The following is an 11,787-nucleotide window of genomic DNA, read 5'->3' as shown; positions in this document are numbered from 1 at the left end:
TTTGGTAACAGTTATGCCGGGTCAAATTTGTAAAAACGTCTTGCTAACCCTACTGACAGCGTGTTTTTCCCTCCCTTTGTACGCCAAGTCCGACCGTATAAGGGTGGAGGCTGATGCTCAGAAACTCGAAAAATTTCAAGAGACTGTGAGTGGCGAACCGATTCTTTTGGCTCCAATGTCGGTAGAAAAACCGGTAAGAATTGCATTAATTTACCCAAGTGCAGATATTTCTGACTTTTGGACAAGAAATTACACAGCATTGAAGCAAAGGCTCGTCGCTTTGGAGTTACCATTTGAGATAAGCGAGTTCACCTCAAGGCAAATTGAGCACTCATTGCAGACCCAATACACCGAACAAGTGTTGAACTCTGAAACCCCTTACGACTTCGTTATTTTTGGCCCTTCTGAACTGGGTATTCAAGCGGAGAATATTCAAAAACTGTCTGCTTCGACAGAATTCAAAACGTTTATTTGGGCTTTTCACACGCCCAATGAACAATGGAAACATCAACCGGATAGCTGGTTTGATTTTTCAAGCGCGATGGGGGCCGATGTCCTGTGTGACCATGTGGTGAAAGAGCTCGGTAACGACGTAGAATTTTCAGCGAATCGTGGGATACCGGGAATAACCGATACCCAACGCTCGCAAGGTTTCATTGATTGCGTAGAAGACAAAGGTGATTGGCTAACAGTGTATGAGCATTTTGGGCAATACCAGAAGATAGGCGGTGCCGATGGAATTCGTTTAGTGCTCGGTAATTTCCCTGAGGTGACCATGGTTCACAATGCCAATACTGCGATGACCATGGGAGCGGTGGATGCATTAAACAATGCCGACATGTTGTCTGAAATCTATGTGACGGGTTGGGGCGGTACAGCGAAAGAGATTGAAAAGATTCGTACGGATGAATTGGATGCGACTCCAATGAGAATGAGTGATGACCTTGGTGTGGCAACTGCCGAGGCGATCAAGTTTCACTTGGAAGAGCGTGAGGCAGAAGTCCCACTGGTTTATTTAGGCCGTATCACGGTTGTGCACAACAAGATGAATGATGACCAGTTGGATCAGCTGACCAGAGAAGCGTTTCGATATTCTGGTAAGAACTAGGTTCGATTCGATCTGTCCTTTATCAATCAAAAAGAGCCGCTTATCTGTTTCGACTGAATCAGTCTGAATATGATAAACGACTCTCTTAATGAGTGGGTACTGGATTCGAAATCTAGCTCACGAAACCTTAGAGGTATAGTCTACTCAGTGATCTCTTGTAACACCTCTCCAATTGATCCGCTTGGTTGGGTTATCCCCAGTTTGTTCGAAAGTGTTGGCGCAATATCGTATGGCGTGATTGCACGCGAGATCTTCTGAGCTTCAACGTCGTAGCCTGCGAAGATTACAGGGACGTGCGTATCGTACTTCCATGGAGAGCCATGTGTAGAGGCGATTTGAAGGCCTTCCATGTCGTTAATGTAACTACGCGGTGCAAATACCACATACACGTCACCAGAACGAGCAGGGTGGTAGTTGTTTTTGATTAGCTGCATCACATGAGTATCAGGCACTCGGTTGGCTGCAATATCGCTGCTTGATACTGCAAACGCCACACCCTTCACTTTCGCTATTTCATCCGCGATCGCTTCCTGCACTTTAGCTAAGTCAAGTTTCTTCTCTGCGATTAAATCGTGATTCAGATAGATATAAGGCTGTGCATACAAGCGAATGGCGTCTTTGGATAAACCAAATTGATCCTTCAATCTTTTTTCTACGCCACTCGAGAGCAGTGTGTCTTTATTGAAGTATTGAGCTTGATTAAAGCCAAGCGCATTTGCCGCAGGTGAAGATTCAGGGACACCATGATCGGCAGATAACACAATTAATGTATTTTTTAGTCCGACTTGGTTATCAACGGTTTTAAGAAGCTTGGCGATCGTCTTATCAAGTCGAATTAGGTTGTCTTCTGTTTCTAGGCTTTCAGGGCCGTATAAATGCACCACGTAGTCGTTTGATGAGAAACTCACAGACAGATAATCGGTCACGTCACTTTGGCCTAGCTTCTCTTGCATCAACAGTGTGCTTGCAAAGTTTTCTGTGATCTCGTCACCAGCCGGGCTAACGGTTAGCGTTGTGCTGTAGTACTTGTAACTTGCGGGGCCATAAGGGTGAGGGAAGGTGCGTTGGAAGTCACCGAGTTTCACTTTGTGTTCGGTATTGTGCTCTTGAAGCGTGTACTTCTCACGTGGTAATGAGAGCTCCCACTTCTGTTTCGAATACTGAGCAGCAATCGCTTTCTCGTTCCAACGTGATACCCAATCTGGATACTCGTCGTAGTAATAGTTGCTGGTGACAAACTCAGATTGCGCTTTGGAGAACCAGAAGGCTTTACCACTGTGTCCCGCCAATGAGATTGCGCCGCGATCTTTCACTGATACACCGAACACTTTTGATTTGCCACTATTAGAAATCGTCAGCTCGTCACCAAACGTGGTGGAGAGTATTGGCACAGGGGAACGGCCATCGCCTTGTGCTGTCTTCTGCGTTGGGTCGATCTCAGTTGCTTTGTCGACACCCGCACCAGAGGTCAACATTTTGTAGTTGCCGTCTTCTACGTTATACACCAAACGCTCTTCGCTACGGTCATACCAAACGTTACCTACCATGCCGTGTACGCTCGGTGGCGCACCGGTTGCAAGCGACACATGCCCCACGATCGTTTCCGTGTTGCCATGTTGGTAGTTCGCGTTGGTGTAGTAAGTGCCGTCATCCATTAAGTACCGGAAACCACCTTCACCGAAGTTATGCTTATATCGTTCGATTAGGTCTGCGCGCAGGCCATCTACCGTGATTTGAAGGACTAGATCTGGCTTTTCCGCAGCCGAAACAGGGAAGGCACAGAGTAACGCGAGTGTAAGTCCTGAAAGCTTGGTGTATTGCATAGAGTTTCCTTATTCAGTATTGCAGCAGAGTTCTAAGGTTTGGTCAGATTTCCAACATTTGGTTAGATTTCTAATGTTTGTACAGTGCGAATCGTATTTTTAGGATTGTTTGTGAAGATTATTGAGTCATAACCGTCGGCATCTTTAGTTAGTTCGTATCCTTAACTAAACGCAGGCCCATATCTGACATAGTGATCGATTGGCTTGCGAAGTCGCGACGGTAACTTTCAGATTCATTTTCGTCATACGCAAAACTGCCGCCGCGTACCGACTTATGTGATAAACCAACGTCACTGTGTTTTGCATTGTTTGGGTTGTCTGTTGGACCGAATCGATAAAAGGTGTCATCGAAGGCATCAATCACAAACTCTCCAACATTTCCGCTCATGTCATATAAGCCTAGTTCATTTGGTTTCTTTAGCCCGACAGGATGTGCGCTATTGTTAGAATTTGCTGAGTACCACGCAACATCATCTAAGTTGTTGGAACCACTGTAAGTAAAGCCTTTACTTTTGTTACCACCTTTCGCTGCAAATTCCCATTCGGCTTCAGTTGGAAGGCGGTATTCCTCGCCCGTTAATTCGTTCAGTTGCTCAACGAAATAGTTAGCTTGTTGCCAGCTGAGGTTATTGACTGGAACCTGAGGGTTTTGGAAGTAACTGAGAGATGAACCCATAACAGATTCGAACAATTCTTGAGTTACCTCAAACTTTGCAATGTAGAAACTATTTACAGTTATATTACGCGCGGGTTGCTCGGCTTTGGTTGCTTCAGAGTTGTTTGAACCCATGGTGAATGTACCACCTTCAACCAGCACCATATCTTGGTCAATTTGTTGGGCGATTGGGTGTGTAGGCACGCTTACACAGCCACTCAGAAAAATTGTCATGGTAACGCTGCTAATCGCTGCTAAATATTTGTAATTGAAAAATTTCATCACGTGCCTCAAATGTTCGAAATAGGCTGTGATTCTAACGTTTAAGGTCATTCCTATTGGTTATAAAGGGTATAACATGCCACTGACTTTATTAGGAATTATGATGGGAACAAGACATTAAGATAGGTAGGTAAATCATGCACATTACTCAAGGTCCACAATATAACGGTAAAGCGTCTAAGCGCTTACATGTTATGGCTAAACCGATTGGCGCAGCGTGCAACATTGACTGTAAATATTGTTATTACCTAAGTAAGCAAGATTTGTTGGAGTACAAGAAAGGCAGTTCTCCAAGAATGGATGATGAGACGTTGGAAACTTACATCCGACAATACATCGAAGGACAAAATACCCCTGAAATTATTTTCTCATGGCAGGGCGGTGAACCGACCATGCTGGGTTTAGCGTATTTTGAAAAAGTGGTTGAGCTACAAAAGAAGTATCAACCTCAAGGTGTGTTGATTTCAAATGACCTACAAACCAATGGCACACTTTTAAATGACGATTGGGGGCAATTCTTAGCGAAGAACAACTTCTTGATCGGTTTAAGTATTGATGGCCCAGAAATGCTCCATAACGCCTATCGTACTAACAGAGCAGGGCGTGGCACATTCAAGCAAGTAATGGCGGCAGTCGAACTGCTGCACAAATATCAAGTGAAGTTCGCCACGCTTACCTGTGTGAATAATTTAACCAGCCAAAATGCATTAGAGGTGTATCGCTTTTTACGCGATGAAGTTAAATCACCGCAAATGCAGTTCATTCCTATCGTAGAGCAAAAAACCTTTAGAACGGTTGCGCCTCAAACATCTCAAGTGAGCGAACAATTAAAACAAGGCGACAAGCGTCTGATCCCTGGCCATAAAGATTCCATCATGGAATCGTGGTGTGTGTCAGACTTGGCGTGGGGTAATTTCCTTATTTCTGTGTTTGATGAGTGGTCGAAGAACGACATCGGTAAAGTGTTTGTTCAGTATTTTGAAGCCAGTCTAGAAACATGGATTGGCCGTCCAAACCCTCTTTGTACTTTGAATGAAATATGCGGAAAAGGGTTGGCGATGGAGCCGAACGGCGACGTATTTTCATGTGACCACTATGTATACCCTGAATACAAGATAGGTAACATTCATCATGAGAAGCTTGAGGATCTAGCGTACAGCGCGCCCCAACAGAAATTTGGCTTTGCTAAATCACGCACACTGACTAGCCAATGTCAGCAATGTGACTATAAGTTTGCCTGCCATGGAGAGTGTCCTAAAAATCGCTTTATTAAAACTCGTGCAGGTGAACCGGGCTTGAACTATTTATGTGCCGGTTGGCACAAGTTCTTTGCTCATGTTGATCAGTCGATGGCGTACATCGCTCGTGCGATGGGACATCCCGTTGCTCATGGAAAATTCAGTGACTCAATAGTGATGGCGCGTCGAGCACAACAGGTGCAACAAGCGACGTTTGAGACAAAGTTTTAACGGATTTTTTAGGTCAGCAGACCTTAATTTAATAAGAAACGAGTCTAAGGACAGGCTAAGTTCCCCAGTTTAAGGTAATACTATGATGAAGAAGAGTTTAGCGACGGCTGTTGCTTTATTGGTTTCAACGTCCGCATTGATATCAACGTCTGCGATGGCAGCGAATAGCGTTCAAGAAACCGTTGATGCACCTGCTCAAAATATCAATCAAGTGCTCGAAATGACGGACACTCAAACGCGTATTCAACAGCTGTCTTACATGGCTCAAGATCAGAATCAGTCCATTGAAAACCGCACTGGCGCGCTGCAGGAGCTAGCATCATACCCAAGCCAGAATGCGCTGGTGGCAGTTGCGCGAGGCTTAAAGGATCAAAACCCTGAAGTTCGTGAAGCGTCGGTTATCGGTTCTGCACCATATCAATTGGAGCACCGTTGGGCGTTGGTTTCTCCTTTGCTAAAAGACAGTGATTCAATGGTGCGTCACACAGCGACATCCAATTTAGTTCGTGATTACAATACGTTAGATGACGAGCAAAAAGCTCAAATAGAACAGCCTGTTGCTGAGCTAATCACATTTTTGGAAACACAAGAATCTGAAAAGTTTCAATTGTTGTTTGCTGATGTTTTACGTTGGCATAACGAATGGGAAAAAGCGGAAACTATTTATGTTGAGCTAGTGCAGTCCCATGGCAACAACGCCCAAGTTTGGTTGAGCTATGCAGATAACTTTAGAGCGCAAACTAAAGATCAAGAAGCAGTTGCGGTGTTAGATCGTGGTATTGAGCAAGTGCCAAACAACGCGGCACTGCATTACTCTAAATCACTGACTTTAGTTCGCTTAGAAGAAAAGAAACAAGCCGCTCAAGAGATCGAGGTCGCCGCTAACCTTGCAAAAGACAACAGCTACTATTGGTATCTCAATGGGGTATTACAAGAAGAGTTGGATATCGATAAATCGACTAAATCGTTCGAGAAAGCGTATTTGATTTCTGGTTCTCCAGAACAACTGTACGCGGTTTGTGATATTTACGTACGTTACGGTAATGAAAAAACTGATGATTGCCTGACAGAGCTAGGTAAAGTCGCACCAGACTATGTTATTGAGCAATTAAAAGAAAAACGAGTGAGCTCAAGCTCGTAAGTTTAGATTAACCGCGTAAACTTAGATCATCTGAGCACATAAGCTTAAAAGCCAGTCGATATATTCGACTGGCTTTTTTGCATTGACCTAATGCTTAGACAAAGCAAAGGTTGGAAAAGAAAAAGTGGGCAAGTTCGTTACTTACCCATTTCTATTGCTGTCCACTTATATTATTAGCCACCTATATCGTTAGTCACCTATATTACTTTGTTCATTTCGCCTAATTATTCACCCATAGAGCTAGATGCACGACGTCTGTCTGTTGCTCCATGAATTTTGCCATCTTTGATTTCAATGGCGTTCAAGCCGCTGACCACAGGAATAACGTGTACTGGATAACCGAGCTGAATAAACTCTGGCACCAACATTTCGGCGTAAGTTTTCTTCTCGACCAATAAACCGGTTGGGTCATAAGGTTTGGTGCGGTCGATCTTGGTGCCGTATTGGATGTTTGGAAGATCAATTGCTTCCTGCGCAGACAGATCCCAATCTAAAACACCAACGACGGTTTTCAACACGTACCCCGGAATTTGTGAGCTTCCAGGAGAACCAACCACTAACCGCAGGTCGTCGTTTTTATCCATCACCATTAATGGCGTTATCGCTGAACGAGGACGCTTACCTGCTTCGATGGCATTTTGAGTTGGCTTGCCGTTGATGGTTGGTTTTGTAGAAAAGTTTGCCATTTGCGCATTGAGAATCACGCCATCGACCATTACTCCGGAGCCCATTCCCGTGCCGACGGTGCTGGTCATTGCAATGGCATTACCATCTTTGTCGATAATGGAAATATGCCCAGTGTCTTGGCTCTCAAACCCTTGATACTGAGCGTATTCAGTATTGGATAACTTGCCTGCTTTCGGTTTGGTTTTAGCTATGCCCCTTTCAGGGATGAGTTTACGTCGCTCGTCGATGTAGGCTTTGTTTAGTAGGGCAGTAACGGGTGCCTCAACGAAATCCGGGTCACCTGCATAAGCGATACAATCGGCTTTGGCTATTCTCATTGCTTCTGTCATTAGTCGCCATGGTTCAACATCTGTTGTCGACATACTTGCCAAGTCGTAGGCTTCTAACATTTCAAGGCTTTGAGCAACCATCACGCCTCCAGAGGCAGGATAGCCAAATGACACAATCTTATTGCCACGATAGTCACTTTTAATAACATCACGTTGCTTCATTTTGTATTGTTCAAAGTCTTTAATAGAAAGCTTGGCGTGGTCTGAGTCGATTCGGCTGTTAACCGTCTCAACGATTCGTTTACCAAACTCACCACCATAGAGATATTGATCACCCCGCTGAGCTATGTTCGCGAGCGTATCGGCAAGTTTTGGGTTTTTCATTAAAGTGCCTGTTGGCTTAATCTCGTCGCTATTCCAATAGAGTGCTTTGATTTCTGGATCTTCAATCAACCGTTCTTGCTCACGAACTACGATGTCGTAGGTGTAGCTGTTCATCGCATAGCCTTTGCTTGCGAGATCTATGGCGGGTTGAACTAGTTCAGACCAAGGCATTTTTCCGTATTGTTGATGAGCGCTATAGAGCAAGCGGAGTGTTCCAGGGATAGCAACAGAACGAGGGCCTAAAATCTCATTTCGACTGAGTGCTTTACCACCTTCTATAAACATATCTGGAGTCGCGCTGGAGGGGGCTTCATCACGCCCATCGAGTGCAAGAAACTGGTCTTTGTCTTGTTGATAAAACAGCGCAAAAGTACCACCACCAATCCCTGTCATATCCGGTTCTACGACCGACATGGTCATCTGCATCGCAACCATTGCATCAATGGCATTACCACCTTTTTTGAGTATCGAATACCCAGTACTGCTTACGTATGGGTTAGTTGCACTTACCATAAACTTTTCGCCACTTTCATCTGGCGTAATTGGAAAAGGATTTGGCTCAGCCGCGAAACCGACCGCTGAAACCAAACTTAAAGATAAAGTCGCTATTCGCATGCGTTCTCCATTTAAGGTATCTGTTTATTCGCTCTTAGGTTGACTAAATAAAGGCGGTTAAGTTCGTGAGTTTGCAGCCTTCTTACACAATGCTGACGCTGCTGACAGAACCATTAAATTTTAGATCACTCTGCGACGTTAATTTATTACCAAGTTGAATGTAAGAAGGGTTTTGGCTTCTTTATATCGATTTAATCGTGACGATAGGTCTGCTCTTAAATAATAAAAATGAGGACAAAAACCGCAGAGCTATATTTTAAATAAAGGGCCGATATTTTGATGACTAAGGGTTTTTAATAAAATGGTTATTTATACATATTGATTTATATGGTTATTTTTCTGAGATAACAGTTTATAAATAATATTAACATTTCTGTCACTATTTTTGGTGTGACAGATTGATATACTGGTCAGATCTGTTATTGTTCGAATAATTAGTGCAGTTTATCATACTGTTTAGCAAGGAAAGCTTATGTTTACACTATCGATCAAGAATAGAATTCTAGCGTTATGTTTAGTTTCGTTAGTCGGGTTTATTAGTATTCTATTTGTTGGAGGGGATACATTAACCAACAATACAAAGCAGGTTAATCGAATTGATCAAGTGACTTATCCTGTCATGAATTCTGCTTCGTTGAATAGTGTTTTAATCTCTCAATTAGCAGAGCGTTTTAATTTAGCCGTGACTCTCGGTGATGAAGAGATTTTGGAGATGAATAAGCAAACTCTTGCTGCGATTCAAAGCAACTTCAATATTCAAATTTCATTGGACCCATCTTTACAGGGTTCATCCGCACTTTTGCAAAATCAAACCAATCAATATTTCGATCTGGCTTATCGTATCGCGCAAGGCATGATCGACGAAGAAATTAGCCTTAGTGAGGCAGGTCGTCTCGCGAAGCAAAGCACTGCAATTTTAGAAGAGCTTACTACGGGGATGAGTGAGTTTTCGTCGGCTCGTCAGTCAGAGTTTGAGAACGCAGTGCAAGAGTTGGAATCGAATAACAAAGCAGCTAACCAGATCATGAGTATTTCAGGTGCATTAGCCATGCTTGCTATGTGTATCTTTGGGTGGTTTGTTGTAAAAGGTATAAGGAAAGATTTAGCAAACATCAGTGATAAAATGCGTGATATTGCGGAAGGAGATGGTGACCTAACCGTTCGCTTACAACACGAGAAAAACGACGAACTAAAACCTCTAGTTGAATCATTCAATAGCTTTGTTTCTCACCTACAACAAAACGTGACGCATACAATCGAAAACGTCACTCAATTGGACACTATTTCTGGCTCTTTGGTGAGATCTAGTCAGGTCACGAACGAACTTTCAACCAAACAACATCTTTCTATTGAAGAAGTATCTAGTTCATTAAATCAGTTGTTTGTTGCTGCCAGAGAGATCGCAACGAACGCGAATGATGCGTCGACTTCTGCTTCGAGTGCCAGTGAACAGGCGACACTAGGAGAGCAGCAGGTTAAAAGTACCATTTTAGCCGTGCAAGAACTGACGCAAGATGTAGGCAATGCTTCACAAGTGGTTAAGCAATTGAATGACAAGACTCAAAGTGCCGGATCTATCTTAGAGGCGATAAGCGCTATTGCTGAGCAAACAAATCTACTGGCACTAAATGCTGCAATCGAAGCGGCACGTGCTGGTGAGCAAGGTCGTGGTTTTGCTGTTGTTGCTGATGAAGTTAGAACGTTAGCATCAAGAACACAAACGTCGACACAAGAAATCCAATCTGTACTTTTGCAGTTACAAGAGCAAGCTAAAACAGCCTCTACGATCATTTCGGATAGCGTGACGAAAGCTGAAACTTGCGTTGAAAAGTCACTTGTTGCTGAAAACTCGCTACAAAAAATCACTTCCGAGATCACTGAAATCAGTCAGCGAAACGAAAGTATTGCCGCTGCAACTGAAGAGCAGGAACAAACTTCAACTCGTATAGAAACTTTTGTCGAAGAAATTAGAAAAATGGCAGAAGGTACAAGCAACAGCGTTCAACAAGTCGATGCAGTTGCTCATGACATTCAGGAAGTCACTCGTAACATATCAACATTAACTGGCCACTTTAAGGTGAGTTAAGCCCCCTAGAATCATTCCTTCTCTCTTTTTGGCTATGCCTCAAGGAGGGCGGGAGTATGCCCCAAATATGGGCTGATTATACAAAAACAATTATATAAAAACGAAAAATCACATAACAATTGGAGTTAGTTATGAAGAAGACAGTGGTTGCTGCCCTAGTAAGTATGGCGTTTGGAGCAAATGCTGCAAACATGGATGATCTTCGAATTAGTGGATTTGGTTCTGTAGGCATCGGTAAGTCGGATAATGCGATCGGTTATGCGGGTTACACAGATGAAAAATTAGATTGGGAGCAAGAGACATTAGCAGGCTTACAATTTGATTTTCAAGTAAATGAACGTGCTAAGTTCGTGACGCAAATCGTTGCAAACAGCCGTTATGATTATGAGCCAAAAATTGAAATGGCGTATGCCTCTTATGATTTTGAGGACTTGACAGCTCGAGCAGGTAAGTTGCGTTTACCTTTGTTTTTCTACTCAGATTACACCGATCTTGGTTATGCATACCCTATGATCAGAGCTTCTCAAGAATTGTATGAAAACATTGTTTTAAAGGGCTACACCGGTGCTGATTTATTGATTCCGATTGAACTTGAAGATTCAAGTATTCTTCTTCAGCCAGTGGTTGGTATCGGTACTATTGATGAAGATGACTCAATTGTTGGTGAGGTGAAACTGGATAAACTATTCGGTATCAGTGCCAACTGGAACGTTGATGATTTTACTTTCCGTGGTTCGTACTTTGTTGCTGAGTCAAACCCTTCTTGTGATTTCCAAAACTCACAAGACCCGTATTGTCAATTGGGTGCAATGCTAGATAGCCAAGATGGTCAGTTCATCTCCTTGGGTGCTCAATATGACAATGGTGATCTGTTAGTTAATGTTGAAGCTGCGGATGTTCAGTTGGAAGGGCAGTTTTATGACTATCAATCGGTTTCTGGCTTGGTCGGTTACCGAATTAATGAATTTACGCCTTACGTTTCTGTTAGCTGGGTTGAAACAACAGACAACGAAGAACGTGAAAACATGACTACGACGGCAATTAAAGAGTCGATGAATTACGAGCGTCTTTCTTACTCTGTTGGTAGTCGTTGGGATTTCGCTAAGAACATGTCTTTAAAAGCGGATGTGACGTATGTGGATTACCGAGATACTAGTGGTGGGTTCCAAAGCAATGTTGAAACAACAGCAAACCCATATATTGCAACAGGTAACTACCTTGAAGACAGCTCTATTGTCTATTCAGCACGTCTTGATTTCGTATTCTAA

General features: G+C 43.3%; 8 protein-coding genes. 5 read left to right on the top strand and 3 right to left on the bottom strand.

All coding sequences use genetic code 11. The features are described 5' to 3' along the window. Window positions 1-13: 13 nt before the first annotated feature. Complete coding sequence (locus L3V33_RS03000; protein WP_171330150.1) at window positions 14-1,108, top strand: substrate-binding domain-containing protein; 1,095 nt, start codon at window positions 14-16, stop codon at window positions 1,106-1,108. A 140-nt stretch (window positions 1,109-1,248) separates the two neighbouring features. Here the strand turns inward: L3V33_RS03000 and L3V33_RS02995 are convergent, their stop codons facing one another. Next, window positions 1,249-2,931 carry an alkaline phosphatase family protein gene (locus L3V33_RS02995; RefSeq protein WP_237288946.1) on the bottom strand — a complete coding sequence of 561 codons (1,683 nt, stop codon included), beginning with the start codon at window positions 2,929-2,931 and terminating at the stop codon, window positions 1,249-1,251. Window positions 2,932-3,079: 148 nt separating this feature from the next. After that, window positions 3,080-3,868: an SUMF1/EgtB/PvdO family nonheme iron enzyme gene (locus L3V33_RS02990; protein ID WP_171330154.1), complete on the bottom strand. Its 789-nt coding sequence runs from the start codon at window positions 3,866-3,868 to the stop codon at window positions 3,080-3,082. Between the two features lie 137 nt (window positions 3,869-4,005). Here L3V33_RS02990 and L3V33_RS02985 point away from each other — a divergent pair, with 137 nt between their 5' ends. Next, window positions 4,006-5,337, top strand: a complete 1,332-nt coding sequence (locus L3V33_RS02985) for an anaerobic sulfatase maturase (RefSeq protein ID WP_135456890.1) — start codon at window positions 4,006-4,008, stop codon at window positions 5,335-5,337. 82 nt (window positions 5,338-5,419) lie between these two features. Beyond that, entirely contained in the window at window positions 5,420-6,478 is a 1,059-nt protein-coding gene (locus tag L3V33_RS02980) for a HEAT repeat domain-containing protein (RefSeq protein WP_145568744.1), read from the top strand. 224 nt (window positions 6,479-6,702) lie between these two features. Here L3V33_RS02980 and ggt read toward each other — a convergent pair whose 3' ends face one another. Next, window positions 6,703-8,433: a gamma-glutamyltransferase gene (gene ggt / locus L3V33_RS02975; protein ID WP_237288944.1), complete on the bottom strand. Its 1,731-nt coding sequence runs from the start codon at window positions 8,431-8,433 to the stop codon at window positions 6,703-6,705. A 619-nt stretch (window positions 8,434-9,052) separates the two neighbouring features. Between ggt and L3V33_RS02970 the strand changes: the two genes are divergently transcribed. Continuing rightward, entirely contained in the window at window positions 9,053-10,519 is a 1,467-nt protein-coding gene (locus tag L3V33_RS02970; protein WP_237290159.1) for a methyl-accepting chemotaxis protein, read from the top strand. A gap of 131 nt (window positions 10,520-10,650) precedes the next feature. Next, window positions 10,651-11,787, top strand: a complete 1,137-nt coding sequence (locus L3V33_RS02965; RefSeq protein ID WP_237288943.1) for an outer membrane beta-barrel protein — start codon at window positions 10,651-10,653, stop codon at window positions 11,785-11,787.

Source organism: Vibrio sp. A2-1 (assembly GCF_021728355.1).
Classification (GTDB): Bacteria; Pseudomonadota; Gammaproteobacteria; order Enterobacterales; family Vibrionaceae; genus Vibrio; species Vibrio splendidus_K.
This window is presented reverse-complemented; position numbering and strand designations above follow the sequence as displayed.

What these genes read in the sequence shown, in the direction of transcription:
- ggt (WP_237288944.1), bottom strand. Translation starts at nt 8,433, where the DNA reads ATGCGAATAGCGACTTTATCTTTAAGTTTGGTTTCAGCGGTCGGTTTC.
- L3V33_RS02990 (WP_171330154.1), bottom strand. Translation starts at nt 3,868, where the DNA reads ATGAAATTTTTCAATTACAAATATTTAGCAGCGATTAGCAGCGTTACC.
- L3V33_RS02965 (WP_237288943.1), top strand. Translation starts at nt 10,651, where the DNA reads ATGAAGAAGACAGTGGTTGCTGCCCTAGTAAGTATGGCGTTTGGAGCA.
- L3V33_RS02970 (WP_237290159.1), top strand. Translation starts at nt 9,053, where the DNA reads ATGAATTCTGCTTCGTTGAATAGTGTTTTAATCTCTCAATTAGCAGAG.
- L3V33_RS02980 (WP_145568744.1), top strand. Translation starts at nt 5,420, where the DNA reads ATGATGAAGAAGAGTTTAGCGACGGCTGTTGCTTTATTGGTTTCAACG.
- L3V33_RS02995 (WP_237288946.1), bottom strand. Translation starts at nt 2,931, where the DNA reads ATGCAATACACCAAGCTTTCAGGACTTACACTCGCGTTACTCTGTGCC.
- L3V33_RS02985 (WP_135456890.1), top strand. Translation starts at nt 4,006, where the DNA reads ATGCACATTACTCAAGGTCCACAATATAACGGTAAAGCGTCTAAGCGC.
- L3V33_RS03000 (WP_171330150.1), top strand. Translation starts at nt 14, where the DNA reads ATGCCGGGTCAAATTTGTAAAAACGTCTTGCTAACCCTACTGACAGCG.